Raw genomic sequence first — 15,139 nt, forward strand, 5'->3', positions numbered from 1 at the left:
CTGCTAGCGCTTGCCGGGCCAGGTCAGGAAGCCGTTGGCGTCGCGGCCGGCGGCGGGATAGGTGCAGCACGGACCCTGCGGGGGCGGATAGTAGGCCGGCGGCGGCGGCGGCGGAGCCCAGGCCTGCGGCGGGGGGCTCCAAGCCTGGGGCGGGGCAGATGCCTGCGGCGGGGGACTCCAGGCCTGCCCCGGCGGATAGCTGCGATAGGATTCGTAGATCTCTTCCTGCACGACCCGGCCCTGGGCGCGGGGCGGCGGCGGCGGGGGCGGCGCGGGCTGCTCGACGCGGGCGTACTCGCGCTCGACCGGCGCGGGCGCCGGTGCGACCGGGCGGACCACGGGCTTGCGCGGCTTGGGCTTGCGGTGGACGACCTTGATCGGCTTGGCGGGCGCCTTGGCGACCTTGGCCGGCGGGCAGGCCGCGGCGATGATCTTGGCCGGGTCCGGGCAAGCGGTCGGGGCCGCAGCCGGCGCCGCGGCCTGGGTGGTGACCGGCACGGTCACCGATCCCGGCTGGGCCGGCGCGCGCGCGCCCACCTTCGGCGGGCCGGCGGCGTCGCAGGCGGCCAGGGCCACGAAGACGGCTATCGACAGGACGGTGCGCAGGCGCATGACGGTTTCCCGGCGTCGTTCACAAGGATGACCTCAAGCATGAGGATCAGTTTCCGTTAACGCTGTGGCTTTCACCGTGGGCGCGAAGAAATCCCGCGACAAGCTCGTCGTAGAGGTCGAGCCGCTTGTACGCGCGGAAGTCGTGCGTCGCATTGCGCCATGCGTTGGCGAAGGCCGCAAGCCTTGGCGGATCCTGCGCAAGGTCGTCGAGCGGCGACAGCCAGATCCGGATCGTGAACAGCGCGCCGCCTGTCAGCGGCAGCCGCCGCAGGGTCTGGCGCTCGACGCGCACGAACAGCTCCGCCCCCGCCCTGGCCGGGTCGATCTGCGGGACGGCCGCGCGGATCGGCCGTGAGTCCGGCGTGAAGGTGGCCGCCGAGTTGACCACGCTCCAGTTGCGCCGCTCTAGGATCAGGCCCGGGCGCAAGCCGTCGAAGATGCGCACGACGCGGGTGAGGAAGCGGTCGGCGAAGCCGTGGACCGGTCCGTGGATATCGGCCAGGCCGCGCCCCAGGACCTCATGCGCGGTGAAGAAGGTCGGCGCGCAGAGCGAGAGCGCCGAGACCCGCCAGTGGCCCTCGCGCTTCTCCATCAGCACGAGATCGTCGGAGACCCGCCGCGCGGCGGCGTAGAGCGGCGGCAGGTCGTCCCCAACCAGCGAGGTTCCGAGCGCGGCGGCGATCAGGCCGGCGCACTCGGCCTGGCCCGGGCGCGAGCCCTCCGCCTCGCCCCAGACGACGTCGCGGTGGGCGGCCATCAGCGGGTCCTTTCGCTCGGCCGGGCTGGCTTCGCCCCCCTCCAGCCAGGCGGGCTCGGCGATGGGCCTCAGGCCGATCGTGAAGTCCGCGGCCTCCTCGTAGGGAGCGTGGCGGATGGTCATCGCGGCTTGAAGCGGCGGGCCAGCGCCCAGAGGCCCACGCCGAGCACGATGCCGATGGTGTCCGCCAGCAGGTCGATCCAGTCGCCCTGCCGCCCGAACGGCATCAGCGCCTGGGCGACCTCGATCCCGGCGGCGAGCGCCCAGACGGCGGCGACCACGGTCCAGCGCCGGTGGGTCGACATCAGCAGGCCGATGATCACCAGCAGGCCGAAGGCGATGGCGTGTGCGGCCTTGTCCCAAATCAGACCCGAGCCGGGCACGTCGCCCGACGGCGCCAGGGTCAGATAGAGGATCACCGCGACCGCCGCGCCGAAGACGGCCAGGCGCAGGGGCCGCGGAATGAACGAGAAGAAGGCGCGCATGGCTATCTGATAGCCGGGGCCCGCGGGCCTTTCAAAGTCCATCGATGCCCGCTAGCTTCCGGGGCAAATTCAAACACGGGTTTAAATCGATGGCGATCGAAGCGGTGATCTGGGACTTCGGCGGGGTGTTCACCTCGTCGCCGTTCGAAGCGTTCGCGCGGTACGAAGCCGAGAACGGCGTGCCCAAGGACCTGATCCGCAAGGTCAACTCGACCAATCCCGACACCAACGCCTGGGCGCTGTTCGAGCGCAACGAGATCGACACCAAGGGTTTCGACGAGCTGTTCCTGGCCGAGTCCACGGCGCTCGGCCATCCGGTGCCGGGCCGCGATGTGCTGCCGCTGCTGTCGGGACATCTGCGGCCGCGCATGGTTTCGGCGCTGAAGGCCTGCAAGGCGCAGTTCAAGGTCGGCTGCATCACCAACAACATGGTCACCCACCACAGCCCGGGCGCCGATGCGCCGCAGCGCGCGGCCGGCGCCATGGGCCTGGTGATGCCGCTGTTCGATCACATCATCGAAAGCTCCAAGGCCGGCGTGCGCAAACCCGATCCGAAGATCTACCTGATGATGTGCGAGGCCCTGAACGTGAAGCCGGAGGCTTGCGTCTACCTCGACGACCTGGGCATCAACTGCAAACCGGCCGCGGCCCTGGGCATGCGGGCGATCAAGGTGGTGGACGTGGGTCAGACCCTGGCCGAGCTCGCCGCCGCCACAGGTCTGACGTTCGACGAAGAGGAACTGGCGTGACGCGCCCAACCAAGATCGGCGCCGAGGCGGCGCTGGCCAAGCTGCCCGGCTGGACGCGTGCGGAGGGCGACCGCGAGGCGATCGCCCGCACCTACCGCTTCGCCGATTTCAACATCGCCTTTGCGTTCATGACCCGGGTGGCGATCCGGGCCGAGCAGCTGGACCACCATCCGGAGTGGTTCAATGTCTACAACCGCGTCGAGGTGCTGCTGACCACCCATGACGCGGACGGAGTCACGGAACTGGACCTGACGCTCGCCGGCTTCATGGACGACGCGGCGAAGGCGGCCGGCGCGAAGGACTAGACAAGGCGGCGTCTTGGCGATGCTGCCCGAGTGTCATCCCGGTTTGCGAAGCAAGACCGGCACACCGATGGGAAAGGATGCGGCGCGGGGCTCGCCAAGTCTTGCCGGGACGGCGCGAATGGGTCCCGGTCTTCGGCCTGAAGGCCGAAACCGGGATGACAGATTTAGGCGACGCGGCGCGGTCGCCGACAGTAGCTCGCTTAGTTGATCAGCAGGGTGCCGAGCAGCAGTTTGGCGCCCTTCTGGCCCAGCACGCGGTCGGCGTCGCGCTGCAGCGCCTGGCCCAGCACGTCGGGATTGGGCGGCATCGAGGGCGTCATGCCCGCGGTATAGATCTGCAAGGTCTGGACGAAGGCGGCGCGCAGCCGCGGGACCACGCTCTCGGCCTTGGCCCGCAGCTTGGGGTCCGGCACGTCGAGGACGGTCTGGACGGTCATCACCCCGCGCTTGCCGCCGGGCCGCATGACGCTGGCGGTCAGGGTCTGGATTTCGACATAGGTCCCGACGGTGGTCTTCTTCTTGTCGTCCTTCTTCGGCGCGGCGGCCATCAGGGCGGGCGCGGCGAGCACGGCGGCGAGAGAGATGAGGCGGCGGCGGTCCATGGCGGCATCACGCCACATCATGGTTATAGCTCTCTTTACGAGCTAGGCCGGAGACTGGGCGGACGATTCGCAGTTCTTGTATTGGAGCGCCGCTTTTGGGCCGGTTCGCAGCCACCAACCTCGACCTCGACGGCAAGGTGATCTTCGTCACCGGGGGGACGGGCTCCTTCGGGCGCCGATTCATCGAAACCGTGCTGATGCGCGCCAAGCCGCGCAAGCTGATCGTGTTCTCGCGCGACGAGCTCAAGCAGCACGAGATGCAGATCGACCTCGCCGAGAAGTTCGATCCCGAGACGCTGACCTGCATGCGCTTCTTCCTGGGCGACGTGCGCGACCGCGAGCGGCTGACCCTGGCCATGCGCGGGGTCGACATCGTGATCCACGCCGCCGCGCTGAAGCAGGTGCCGGCCGCCGAGTACAATCCGTCCGAGTGCATCCACACCAACATCATGGGCGCCGAGAACGTGGTGTGGGCCTGCCTGTCCAACCGCATCAAGCAGGTGGTGGCGCTGTCCACCGACAAGGCCTGCAACCCGGTGAACCTGTACGGGGCGACCAAGCTGGCCTCCGACAAGACCTTTGTGGCGGCCAACAACCTCTCGGGCGATATCGGCACCCGCTTCTCGGTGGTGCGCTATGGCAACGTGGTCGGCTCGCGCGGCTCGGTCGCGCCGCTGTTCGAGCGGCTGCTGGCGCGCGGCGAGAAGGAGCTGCCGATCACCGACGCGCGGATGACGCGGTTCTGGATCACCCTGAACCAGGGCGTCGACTTCGTGCTCTCCTCGCTGGAGATCATGCGCGGCGGCGAGATCTTCGTGCCCAAGATCCCCTCGATGAAGATGACCGACCTGGCCGAGGCGATGAGCCCGGGCGTCGGCGTCCGGGTGATCGGCATTCGTCCGGGCGAGAAGCTGCACGAGATGATGATCTCGGCCGACGACGCCCGCACCACGGTCGACCTGGGCGACCGCTACGCCATCGAGCCGGCCTTCGTGGAGTTCGGCCGCGAGTCCTTCGCCAAGACCCATCCGATGGTCGAGGAGAGCTTCTCCTACGCCAGCGACACCAATGGCGAGTGGCTGTCCGGCGCGGGGCTGCTGGCGCTGCTGGCCGATGGGGCGCCTGAGCATCGCCGCCGCCGGCTGACGGACTGAGCCATGCTTCCCTACGGCCGCCAGAGCATCGACGACGACGACATCGCCGCGGTGACGCAGGCGCTGCGGGCCGATTTCCTGACCACGGGGCCGACGGTCGAGGCGTTCGAGACCGCGTTCGCGCAGACGGTCGGCGCCCAGCATGCGGTGGCCTGTTCGAACGGCACCGCCGCCCTGCACCTGGCCATGCTGGCGCTCGACGTCCAGCCCGGCGAGGTGGTGATCGCGCCGTCGGTCACCTTCCTGGCGACCGCCAACTGCGCGCGGTTCGTGGGGGCCGAGGTGGTGTTCGCCGACGTCGATCCGGCCAGCGGCCTGATGACGCCCGCGACTCTCGAAGAGGCGTTGACGCGCCTGGACGGCCGGCGCCTGCGCGCCGTGCTGCCGGTGCATCTGCGCGGCGATACGGCTGAGCTTCCGGCGCTCGAGGCGCTGGCCAAGAGCGCCGATGCGGTGCTGGTCGAGGACGCGCCGCACGCGCTGGGCTCGTCGCTGAAATTCGGCAACACGGTCGAACGGGTCGGCGACTGCGCCCACTCGGCCATGGCCACCTTCTCGTTCCATCCGGTGAAGACCATCGCCACGGGCGAGGGCGGCATGGTCACCACCAATGACGCGCGTATCGCCGAGCGTCTTCGCCGGCTGCGCAGCCACGGCATGATCAGGCCCGAAGGCGGCGATCCGTGGTGGTACGAGATGCCGGAGATCGGCTTCAACTACCGGCTGCCGGACATTCTCTGCGCCCTCGGGCTCTCGCAGCTGGCCAAGCTCGATCGCTTTGCGGCCCGCCGCCGCGCCCTGGCGGCGCGCTACGAGGAGGCCCTGAAGCCGCTGGCCCCGCTGGTCGTGCAGGCGGCGCGTCCAGACTGGAGCGATCCGGTCCTGCACCTGATGGTGGCGCTGATCGACTTCCCGGCCGCGGGACTCACGCGGCGCGAAGTGGTCGAGGCGCTCAGGGCGCGCGGCGTCGGCACCCAGGTCCATTACATCCCCGTGCACACCCAGCCGTACTATCGCGAACGCTATGGCGAGCTCGAGCTGCCGGGCGCACAGGCATGGTACGAGCGCTGTCTGTCGCTGCCGCTCTATCCCGGCATGGCCGACGAGGACGTGGACCATGTGGTCATGGCCCTGGCCGAGGTGCTGGGCCGCTAGGGTCGCCATCGACGTCCGAAGGCCGCGAGCGGCCCGGCGAATTCCACTTGCCGGTTGTGCGGCGCGGCCTAGGTAGGGGGACCGCGCTGTCGCGCTGGTCACAGTCCCTCCTGACCGCTGAAAGCCATCCCATGGCCAAGGACGATTCCGCCCAGATCAACGGCTCGGCCCTGGCCGTCGGCGCCGGCTGCTATCTGATCTGGGGCCTGGTGCCGCTGGCGTTCCAGGTCATGGGCAGGATCGGCATCGGGGCGTGGGAGCTGCTCGCCCACCGCACGCTCTGGGCGGTGCCGACCGCCTTCCTGTTCGTCGCCCTGGCCGGGCAGACCAAGCAACTGGGCGCGGTGCTGCGCAATGGCAAGACCATGGCCTGGCTGGCGCTCTCGGCCGGCGTCATCGCCGTCAACTGGCTGGTGTTCATCTGGGCGGTGAACAACGGCCGGGTGCTGGAAACCAGCCTCGGCTACTTCATCAATCCACTGATGGCGATGGCCGCAGGGGCGGTGATCTTCCGCGAGCGCATGGACGCCATCGGAAAGGGCGCGATCGCCCTGGCTGGCGTCGGCGTCGTGATCCAGGCCTTCGCGCTCGGCCATCTGCCGATCGTGTCGCTCACCCTGGCGACCAGCTTCTGCGCCTATGGGATCATCCGCAAGCGGGTGGCCGCCGAGGCGCAGACCGGACTGCTGATCGAGTGCCTGATCCTGGGCCTGCCCGGCGCGCTGCTGATCGTCTGGCTGCAGAGCCAGGGCCAGGGTCACTTCACCGCCAGCCCGGCCGCGGCGGCCTGGCTGCTGGCCTGCGGGCCGATGACCGCCCTGCCGCTGATGATGTTCTCCTGGGCCGCCCGGCGGATCCCGTTCTCGGCCATGGGCTTCCTGCAGTTCATCGCGCCCAGCATGACCTTCGTCATGGGCGTGATGCAGGGCGAGCTGTTCACGCCGCTGCGGGGCGTGTCGTTCGCGCTGATCTGGGCCGGCGCGGCGGTGTTCGCCTACGGCGCCTGGCGGCGCAGCCGGATGCTGGCCGCAGCTTAGGAGGCGCGTGACGGGCGCCGAAACCGGCGCCCGCTTTCAGCCGTCGCGCTTACAGCGCAGCGTAGGCCGCCTCGATCAACCGCTTGGCGCGGGCGTCGCCGATCAGGTCGGTCGACTGTTTGTTCATCACATAGGCCCCGGCCAGGCCGGTTTGCGGGTCCGCGAAGGCGCAGGAGCCGCCCCAGCCGGAGTGGCCGAAGGTCTGCTCGCCCGGGCCCCAGACCTTCACCGCTGCATTGCGCATGAAGCCGGCGCCCCAGCTCATTACGAACGGCAGCACCAGGTCCTGGCCGCGGATGCGCTCGCGTGAGGCCTCGGCGATCAGGGCCGGCGACAGGATGGTCTCGCCGTCCAGCCAGCCGTCGCTCGCCAGCGCGCCCATCAGCCGCGCCAGGGCCGGCGCCGTCGCGTGTCCGTTGGCGGAGGGGATCTCGATCCGTCGCCACTCGGCCTGGCCGCGGCCGGCGGGCGAGGACCAGGGGGTAAGGAAGGCGGCCTTGGTGGCGGCGTTGATCTCGCCGAAGTTCGGCAGCCCGTTCGGGCGCTGCAGGTCGGCGACGCGGCCGTGCTCGGCGTCGGGCAGGCCGATCCACAGGTCGAGGCCGAACGGCGCGGCGAGGTCCTCGCGCAGGGCCGCGCCCATGGTCCGCCCGTCGACGCGGCGGAAGATCTCGCCGGCCAGGTAGCCGAAGGTGATCGGGTGGTAGCCGCTGGCGGACCCGGGCGGCCACAACGGGGCCATGGCGGCCAGCTTGGCGCAGACGGCGTCCCAGTCGAACCACAGCGACGGCTCCATCTCGTCCGGGAAGCCGGAGAGGCCCTCCTGGTGGCTCATCACCTGTTCGACGGTGATCGCCGCCTTGCCGGCCTGGGCGAACTCGGGCCACACGTCGGCGACGGGCTGGCCGTAGTCGAGCTTTCCGGCGTCGACTAGCCGCGCGATCAGCAGCGCGGCGAGCGCCTTGGTGGTCGAGAACACCGGCGTCAGCGTCCGCTCGTCGAAGGGCCGGGTGCGCTGTCGGTCGGCGAAGCCGGCCCACAGATCGACCACGACCTCGCCGGCCTGCACCAGGCTGAAGCGCGCGCCGAGTTCCTGGCCGGCGGCGAAGTTGGCCTCGAAGGCGGCGCGCACGCCGGCGAAGCGGTCGGGGCACAGGCCGTGAATCTCGGTGGTCATGCCAATCGCTCCAATCGCACGCTGGGGGAGGTCGCCTTCAGCCGCTGGGCCATGGCGACGATGGGGAGTTCGGCGGCGGAGGCGGCGTGGGCTGCGGACACCGTCTCGGCGACGCCGCCGACCGCGCGGCCGAGGGCGTAGGATCCGGTCAGGCCGTCCAGGATCGCGGCGCCGAACAGGGCGCTGAGCAGGTCGCCGGTGCCCTTCGGCGCGGAGGGCAGGCGCGGATGGGCGGCCATCCAGGCCTCCGACGGCTCGGCATAGATCACGCCGATCTCCTTGCCGCGGCCGATGGAAGAGACCAGCGCCGGCTTGCCCAGTCGCCGGGCCGCGGCCAGCGCCTCCTGCGGCGTGCGGGTCTCCAGGCCGGTGAGATGGGCGAGCTCCCAGGCGTTGGGGGCGAGGATGTCGGCGCGAGGGATCAGTTCGTCGGCGATCGCCTGGGCGACGGCTGGCGGGACATAGAGCCCTTTGCCGGCGTCGCCGATGGTGGGGTCGACGATGACGACGGGCTGGCGGGCGGCCTCGCCGCCATAGCCCTTGCGCTTGGCGCCGCGCACGGCGTCGATGGCGTGGGCGGCGGCGCTTACCTGTTCGGGAAACGCGAAATAGCCGGTCAGCACCAGGTCGGTCTGGCCAAACAGCTTGTTGGCCTCGATCCCGGCCAGCATGCCCTCGAGGGTCGCCGCGTCGATCTTGGCGCCGCCGGGCGGGCCCCAGCCCGGATGGCGGCCATAGAGCACGGTCGGCACGACCATGGAGTCGATCTTGAAAGCGGAGAGGGCGCTGGCCTGGGCCGTCCCGCCGACATGGCTGGCGGCGACGTGGCTGGAAATGATCAGCGCGAGCGGCATGGCGGACTTGCTTAGCCGAGGGTGGCGGACGGGGCCACAATAGAACTTCGCCCCCGGCGTGGCCGGGGGCGAAGGAGACGTCCTAGTAGCGGTAGTGGTCCGGCTTGAACGGGCCGGCCGAGGGCACGCCGATGTAGTCGGCCTGGTCCTTCGACAGGGTCGTCAGCTTCGCGCCCAGCTTCTCCAGGTGGAGGAAGGCGACCTTCTCATCCAGGTGCTTGGGCAGGGTGTAGACCTTGGTCTCGTACTTGGACTTGTTGGTCCACAGCTCGATCTGGGCCAGGGTCTGGTTGGTGAAGCTGGCGCTCATCACGAAGCTGGGGTGGCCGGTGGCGTTGCCCAGGTTCACGAGGCGGCCTTCCGACAGCACGATGATCTTCTTGCCGTCCGGGAATTCCACATGGTGGACCTGCGGCTTGATCTCGTCCCACTTGAAGTTGCGCAGGCCGGCGATCTGAATCTCGGAGTCGAAGTGGCCGATGTTGCAGACGATGGCGTTGTTGCGCATCCGGCGCATGTGGTCGACCGTCAGGACGTCCTTGTTGCCGGTGGCGGTGACGAAGATGTCGGCCTTGTCGGCGACGTCTTCCATGGTTTGGACTTCGTAGCCTTCCATCGCCGCCTGCAGGGCGCAGATCGGGTCGATTTCGGTGACGATGACGCGGGCGCCGCCGTTGCGCAGCGAAGCGGCCGAACCCTTGCCCACGTCGCCGTAGCCGAGGACGACGGCGACCTTGCCCGAGAGCATGACGTCGGTGCCGCGACGGATGGCGTCGACCAGGCTTTCACGGCAGCCGTAGAGGTTGTCGAACTTCGACTTGGTGACGCTGTCGTTGACGTTGATGGCGGGGAACGGCAGTTCGCCGCGCTCGGCCATCTGGTACAGGCGGTGCACGCCCGTGGTGGTTTCTTCCGACACGCCGCCGATGGCGTCGCGGATCGCCGAATAGAAGCCCGGCTTCTCCTTCAGGTAGCGCTTCATCACGGCGTAGAGCGCTTCTTCTTCCTCGTTCTGCGGGTTGTTCAGGACCGAGGGGTCCTTCTCGGCCTTCGGGCCCAGCACGCAGAGCAGGGTGGCGTCGCCGCCGTCGTCGAGGATCAGGTTCGGGTAGCCGCCGTCAGCCCATTCGAAGATGCGGTGGGCGTATTCCCAGTACTCGACCAGGTTCTCGCCCTTGATCGCGAAGACCGGCGTGCCGGCCGCGGCGATGGCCGCAGCGGCGTGGTCCTGGGTCGAGAAGATGTTGCACGAGGCCCAGCGCACGTCGGCGCCGAGGGCTTCCAGGGTCTGGATCAGCACGGCGGTCTGGATGGTCATGTGCAGGGAGCCGGCGATGCGGGCGCCCTTCAGCGGCTGGTCCTTGCCGAACTCGGCGCGCACGGCCATCAGGCCCGGCATCTCGGTCTCGGCGATGGCGATTTCCTTGCGGCCGAAATCGGCGAGGGTGATGTCTTTCACGACATAGTCGGTCATCGGGCGGTCCTGTCGGAGAGGGTGATTGTCGGCTCTATAGCCCCCGCGCCCCATTCGGGCAAGAATCGTATAAAGATTTCCTTATATGATCCAGAACGGCGGGGAGGCGACCAGCCGGTCCATGGCCTTCACGGCGCCCTTCATGCTTTTGGGTCTGGCGGCCTCGCGCGCGGCCAGCAGCGTCTTCGCCGCGGCCAGGGCGGCCCCCTTCAGGCGCAGGCGTCCGACCAGCTCGCTGGCCACCGCCGCATCGTTCAGCGCGCCCAGCTCTTCCTGCAGCAGCTTGATCGACTTGATGAACGGCTTGGCGTCGGCGTCGAACAGCGGGGCGAAGGCCTCCGCGGCGTAGCGCAGCTTCTTGGCGGCGATGCGCGCCTCGTGGCGGGCCGCGTCGTCGACGCCCTTCAGGTCGGCGGCCAGCTTGACCAGCCGCTTGCGCCGCCGCGCGAGAGCCTTGGCGGCGAACCGCTCGGCCGGGAGATCGCGCCGCTTGGCGCTGGCCTTGCCGCCCAGGGTCAGCCAGGCGCCGGTCTCGACCCAGGCGGTGGTGTCGAGCACCAGCTCGCGGAAGCGGCCGGAGGCGACGGCGGCGCAGGCCTTGGCGTGAGCCCGAGCGCGCGCCGCCTCGACCGCCGGGACCAGGGCCGAGAGGTCCAGCGTCGGATCGACCAGGGCCGCGGCGCTCTCGGCGAAGACGTCGAGGTCGCGGGCGTCGTCGCAGGCGCCGGCCAGCCACTTCAGCTCAGCCTTGATGGCTTCGGCGTGGTCGTCGTCGGTCACGTCGGCGAAGGTGGACAGCGCGCTGCGCAGGCGGCGGACCGCGACACGCAACTGGTGCACCGCCTCGACGCTGTCGGCCTCGCGCAGGACCACGCCGTTGGCGGCGATCTGGACCAGGGTGTTGCGCGCGATGGCCTGGAAGGCGCCGGCGGCCGCCAGGCCGCGGGCAAGGGGCGCCTTGTCGTGGCGGCGCGGAGCGCGGTCGGAGCCGTCGATCAGGCCCTGGCCCTGCGTCGCCTTGCCGTCGAACGACAGATAGAGCGGCGCGGTCCGCGACAGTCGCCGGGCGAGCTCGAACATCGGACGGCAGTCCCCGCCCTTCAGCTCCAGCTCCACCTCGCTGATGCGGCGGGCGCGCTCGCCGGCCTGCACTTCGCCCTCGTCGACAGCCAGCTCGATCGAGGCGCCTTCGAAGTCGAAGGTGCGCTGGCGGCGGATGACGCGGACGGTGAAGATCGGCGACAGCGTCTTGCGCTTGGCGGGCGGCAAGGCGTCTTTCAGCGCCGGGAAGCCGAGATCGAGGCTGTCCCCGCTGATCGGCTGCTCGTGTTCCTCGCGGGCGAATCCGTCGCCGCGCTTCAGGGTCTGCACGCGTTTGCCGCCGCCCTCGCGGATGCGCAGCGAAATCCGCGCCTTGCGCAAGTCGCCCTGGGGCGTGTCGTAATAGGTGGAAACCAGCGCCTTTTCATAGGTTTCGCCGGGCGGCGCGGCCGCAAGCACCGCGGCCAGGTCGGCCGGCTCGCACAGGAATTTCAACTCGATCTCGTCTTCACCCGCGCTCATGCGCTACACGCTCCCGACCCCGCGCGGTTCGCCTGCCTCTCGCAGACGGCCGACGTCGGCGCCCGTTCGCTTGAGGAGACTCCCCATGAACGCTCCAATCGCTCAAGGTTTCCGTCCTGTCGATCCCGCAGAGCCGCGTCACGACTGGACGCTGCCTGAAGTCGAGGCCCTGTTCGAGCTGCCGTTCATGGAGCTGGTGTTCCAGGCCGCGGCGGTGCACCGGGCCTGGTTCGATCCGAGCGAGGTGCAGCTCTCGCAGCTGCTGAGCGTCAAGACCGGCGGCTGCGCCGAGAACTGCGGCTACTGCAGCCAGAGCCAGCACTTCGAGACCGGGGTGAAGGCCTCCAAGCTGATGGACGCCGCCAGCGTCATCGCCGCGGCGATGGACGCCAAGGCCGGCGGNTGCAGCCAGAGCCAGCACTTCGAGACCGGGGTGAAGGCCTCCAAGCTGATGGACGCCGCCAGCGTCATCGCCGCGGCGATGGACGCCAAGGCCGGCGGCGCGCAGCGCTTCTGCATGGGCGCGGCCTGGCGCGACCTGAAGGACCGCGACGTGCCSAAGGTGGCGGCGATGATCTCGGGCGTGAAGGCGCTGGGCCTGGAGACCTGCGCCACGCTGGGCATGCTGACCAAGGATCAGGCCCAGTCGCTGAAGGACGCGGGCCTGGACTACTACAACCACAACCTCGACACCGGNCTGGGCCTGGAGACCTGCGCCACGCTGGGCATGCTGACCAAGGATCAGGCCCAGTCGCTGAAGGACGCGGGCCTGGACTACTACAACCACAACCTCGACACCGGTCCGGACTACTACGACAAGGTCGTCACCACCCGCACCTACCAGGACCGGCTCGACACCCTAGAGGCGGTGCGCTCGGTGGGGATGAGCACCTGCTGCGGCGGCATCGTCGGCATGGGCGAGACGCGCACCGACCGCGCCGGCCTGCTGCACGCCCTGGCCACCCTACCCGAGCATCCGAACTCGCTGCCGATCAACGACCTGATGCCGATCCCCGGCACCCCGCTGGGCGACTCCAAGGCCGTCGACCCGCTGGAGTTCGTGCGCATGATCGCCGTCGCCCGCATCCTCTGCCCCAAGACCGTAGTCCGGCTCTCGGCCGGCCGCGAGCACATGAGCCGCGAACTTCAGGCGCTCTGCTTCATGGCCGGCGCCAACTCGATGTTCATCGGCGGCCGGCTGCTGACCACCGCCAACCCCGACAAGGACACCGACGCCGCCCTCATGGCCGACCTTGGCCTGCGGCCCATGACCATGGGCGAGAGGGCGAATTAATCGGGGACGTTTGTCGGCTGCTGACAACTCCCTGCGTCCTTCGGGCTAGCTGGAGCGTTGCGGCCCGCCTATCTGGGTGACGCCGCCCAGATAGGAGCCCGCGTGCAGCCGATCATTTCCGTGACAGGTCTGTCGAAGACCTACGCCGGGGGTTTCCAGGCCCTCAAGAGCGTCGACCTCGAGATCCGGCAGGGCGAGATCTTCGCTCTGCTCGGGCCGAACGGCGCTGGCAAGACGACGCTGATCAGCGTCATCTGCGGCATCGTCAATCCGAGCGCCGGGGTCGTAAAGGCCGACGGCCACGACATCATCACCGAGTACCGCGCAGCGCGGGCCAAGATCGGGCTAGTGCCGCAGGAGTTGTCGACCGACGCCTTCGAGAGCGTCTGGGACACGGTGAAGTTCAGCCGCGGCCTGTTCGGCAAGTCGCCCAACCCCGCCTATCTCGAGAAGATCCTTCGCGACCTCAGTCTCTGGGACAAGAAGGACTCCAAGATCATGGCGCTGTCCGGCGGCATGAAGCGCCGGGTGATGATCGCCAAGGCGCTCAGCCATGAGCCGCGGATCCTGTTCCTCGACGAGCCCACCGCCGGCGTCGACGTCGAACTGCGCCGCGACATGTGGGAAATGGTCAGGGGGCTGCGCGAGAACGGCGTCACCATCATCCTGACCACCCACTACATCGAGGAGGCCGAGGAGATGGCCGACCGGATCGGGGTGATCAGCGGCGGCGAGATCATCCTGGTCGAGGACAAGGACGTGCTCATGCGCAAGCTGGGCAAGAAGCAGCTGACCCTGCATCTGCAGGAGCCGCTGGCCGCCCTGCCGGCCGACCTGGCCGACTATCAGCTCGAACTGGCCAAGGACGGCCACGAGCTCGTCTACACCTTCGACGCCCAGAGCGAGGACACCGGCATCGCCGGCCTGCTGCGGCGGCTCAGCGCCGCCGGCGTCGACTTCAAGGACCTCCGGACCGAGGAAAGCTCGCTGGAGGAAATCTTCGTCAGCCTGGTGAGGGGCCGGCCATGAACCTGCACGCGATCAAGGCCATCTATTTCTTCGAACTCGCGCGCACCTGGCGCACGCTGATGCAGTCGATCGCCTCGCCGGTGATCTCCACCTCGCTCTATTTCATCGTCTTCGGGTCGGCGATCGGCTCGCGGATGGTCGAGATCGACGGGATCAGCTACGGCGCCTTCATCGTGCCCGGGCTGATCATGCTGTCGATCCTCACCGAGAGCATCATGAACGCCTCGTTCGGGATCTACATGCCGAAGTTCTCGGGCACGATCTACGAGGTGCTCTCGGCGCCGATCTCGGCCTTCGAGATCGTGGTCGGCTACGTCGGGGCGGCGGCCACCAAGTCGGTGATCCTGGGCCTGATCATCCTGGCCACGGCGCGACTGTTCGTGGAGTTCAGCATCGCCCACCCGTTCTGGATGGTCGGCTTCCTGGTGCTGACCTCGATCGCCTTCAGCCTGCTCGGCTTCGTCATCGGGGTCTGGGCGGACGGCTGGGAGAAGCTGCAGATCGTGCCGATGATGATCGTCACGCCCCTGGCCTTCCTGGGGGGCAGTTTCTACTCGATCAGCATGCTTCCCGAGCTCTGGCAGAAGATCACGCTGTTCAATCCGGTGGTCTATCTGATCTCCGGCTTCCGCTGGAGCTTCTACGGAATCTCCGATGTCGATGTGGGCATCAGCCTGGCCGCGACCTTCGGCTTCGTGCTGATCTGCCTGGGTGCGATCTGGGCTATCTTCCGTACGGGCTACAAGCTGAAGACCTGATCCAAGGCTAAGCTTTAAGTATATTGCACCCGCGACCGCAACTATTGCGGGCGTGCCGAAAGCGTGTACAGAGAACGTCGTTCTTTTAACTGTCGGACTGAGTCCGCACAGCGCGGGGCCTGTCAGGGGGATCG

At 68.8% G+C, this 15,139-nt stretch carries 15 protein-coding genes and 3 pseudogenes; 10 read left to right on the top strand and 8 right to left on the bottom strand.

Annotated features, from left to right (window positions below; translation table 11 throughout):
• Nucleotides 1-3 precede the first annotated feature (3 nt).
• From ASC79_RS07800 to ASC79_RS07810, 3 genes are read right to left on the bottom strand one after another with little or no spacing between them, the layout of a single operon-like run.
• Nucleotides 4-612, bottom strand: a complete 609-nt coding sequence (locus ASC79_RS07800; RefSeq protein ID WP_056023794.1) for a hypothetical protein — start codon at nt 610-612, stop codon at nt 4-6.
• A gap of 46 nt (nt 613-658) precedes the next feature.
• Complete coding sequence (locus tag ASC79_RS07805; protein ID WP_056023791.1) at nt 659-1,492, bottom strand: heme-dependent oxidative N-demethylase subunit alpha family protein; 834 nt, start codon at nt 1,490-1,492, stop codon at nt 659-661.
• Nucleotides 1,489-1,854, bottom strand: coding sequence for a VanZ family protein (locus tag ASC79_RS07810; RefSeq protein WP_056023788.1), 366 nt, complete (start codon nt 1,852-1,854; stop codon nt 1,489-1,491). The genes ASC79_RS07805 and ASC79_RS07810 overlap by 4 nt, the downstream gene beginning before the upstream one ends.
• An 89-nt stretch (nt 1,855-1,943) precedes the next feature.
• Between ASC79_RS07810 and ASC79_RS07815 the strand changes: the two genes are divergently transcribed.
• Nucleotides 1,944-2,603: an HAD-IA family hydrolase gene (locus tag ASC79_RS07815; protein ID WP_056023785.1), complete on the top strand. Its 660-nt coding sequence runs from the start codon at nt 1,944-1,946 to the stop codon at nt 2,601-2,603.
• Nucleotides 2,600-2,908, top strand: coding sequence for a 4a-hydroxytetrahydrobiopterin dehydratase (locus tag ASC79_RS07820; protein ID WP_056023781.1), 309 nt, complete (start codon nt 2,600-2,602; stop codon nt 2,906-2,908). The genes ASC79_RS07815 and ASC79_RS07820 overlap by 4 nt, the downstream gene beginning before the upstream one ends.
• A gap of 200 nt (nt 2,909-3,108) precedes the next feature.
• Here ASC79_RS07820 and ASC79_RS07825 read toward each other — a convergent pair whose 3' ends face one another.
• Nucleotides 3,109-3,531, bottom strand: coding sequence for a hypothetical protein (locus ASC79_RS07825; RefSeq protein WP_056106238.1), 423 nt, complete (start codon nt 3,529-3,531; stop codon nt 3,109-3,111).
• 74 nt (nt 3,532-3,605) lie between these two features.
• Here ASC79_RS07825 and pseB point away from each other — a divergent pair, with 74 nt between their 5' ends.
• The 3 genes from pseB to rarD all read left to right on the top strand — a co-directional run bounded on the left by pseB (nt 3,606) and on the right by rarD (nt 6,856).
• Entirely contained in the window at nt 3,606-4,664 is a 1,059-nt protein-coding gene (gene pseB, locus ASC79_RS07830) for a UDP-N-acetylglucosamine 4,6-dehydratase (inverting) (protein WP_056023776.1), read from the top strand.
• A gap of 3 nt (nt 4,665-4,667) precedes the next feature.
• Nucleotides 4,668-5,819: a UDP-4-amino-4,6-dideoxy-N-acetyl-beta-L-altrosamine transaminase gene (gene pseC, locus ASC79_RS07835; RefSeq protein ID WP_056023773.1), complete on the top strand. Its 1,152-nt coding sequence runs from the start codon at nt 4,668-4,670 to the stop codon at nt 5,817-5,819.
• Nucleotides 5,820-5,950: 131 nt separating this feature from the next.
• Nucleotides 5,951-6,856, top strand: coding sequence for an EamA family transporter RarD (gene rarD, locus ASC79_RS07840; protein WP_056023770.1), 906 nt, complete (start codon nt 5,951-5,953; stop codon nt 6,854-6,856).
• A gap of 49 nt (nt 6,857-6,905) precedes the next feature.
• Here the strand turns inward: rarD and ASC79_RS07845 are convergent, their stop codons facing one another.
• From ASC79_RS07845 to ASC79_RS07860, 4 genes are all read right to left on the bottom strand, one after another.
• Entirely contained in the window at nt 6,906-8,033 is a 1,128-nt protein-coding gene (locus tag ASC79_RS07845; protein WP_056023767.1) for a serine hydrolase domain-containing protein, read from the bottom strand.
• On the bottom strand, nt 8,030-8,887 hold the full coding sequence (locus tag ASC79_RS07850) for a pyridoxal kinase (RefSeq protein ID WP_056023764.1): 858 nt from the start codon (nt 8,885-8,887) through the stop codon (nt 8,030-8,032). The genes ASC79_RS07845 and ASC79_RS07850 overlap by 4 nt, the downstream gene beginning before the upstream one ends.
• 82 nt (nt 8,888-8,969) lie before the next feature.
• The gene (gene ahcY, locus ASC79_RS07855) at nt 8,970-10,361 is read right to left on the bottom strand and encodes an adenosylhomocysteinase (RefSeq protein WP_056023761.1); all 1,392 of its coding nucleotides are present in this window, start codon (nt 10,359-10,361) and stop codon (nt 8,970-8,972) included.
• An 81-nt stretch (nt 10,362-10,442) separates the two neighbouring features.
• Nucleotides 10,443-11,924, bottom strand: coding sequence for a CYTH and CHAD domain-containing protein (locus ASC79_RS07860; RefSeq protein WP_056023758.1), 1,482 nt, complete (start codon nt 11,922-11,924; stop codon nt 10,443-10,445).
• An 85-nt stretch (nt 11,925-12,009) separates the two neighbouring features.
• On the opposite strand from ASC79_RS07860, the pseudogene ASC79_RS21455 reads away from it, so the two are divergent.
• The 5 genes and pseudogenes from ASC79_RS21455 to ASC79_RS07875 form a co-directional block, all read left to right on the top strand.
• Nucleotides 12,010-12,326, top strand: a pseudogene (locus ASC79_RS21455) (biotin synthase); the annotation flags it as partial.
• 1 nt (nt 12,327) lies between these two features.
• Nucleotides 12,328-12,620 (top strand): annotated as a pseudogene (locus ASC79_RS21765) (biotin synthase); the annotation flags it as partial.
• Nucleotide 12,621: 1 nt separating this feature from the next.
• Nucleotides 12,622-13,218: pseudogene (gene bioB, locus ASC79_RS21460) on the top strand (biotin synthase BioB); the annotation flags it as partial.
• 90 nt (nt 13,219-13,308) lie between these two features.
• Entirely contained in the window at nt 13,309-14,247 is a 939-nt protein-coding gene (locus ASC79_RS07870) for an ABC transporter ATP-binding protein (RefSeq protein WP_156378511.1), read from the top strand.
• The gene (locus ASC79_RS07875) at nt 14,244-15,005 is read left to right on the top strand and encodes an ABC transporter permease (protein WP_056026737.1); all 762 of its coding nucleotides are present in this window, start codon (nt 14,244-14,246) and stop codon (nt 15,003-15,005) included. Before ASC79_RS07870 ends, ASC79_RS07875 begins: the two co-directional genes overlap by 4 nt.
• The last annotated feature ends 134 nt before the right edge of the window (nt 15,006-15,139 follow it).

The organism is Phenylobacterium sp. Root1290 (genome assembly GCF_001425305.1).
Classification (GTDB): Bacteria; Pseudomonadota; Alphaproteobacteria; order Caulobacterales; family Caulobacteraceae; genus Phenylobacterium.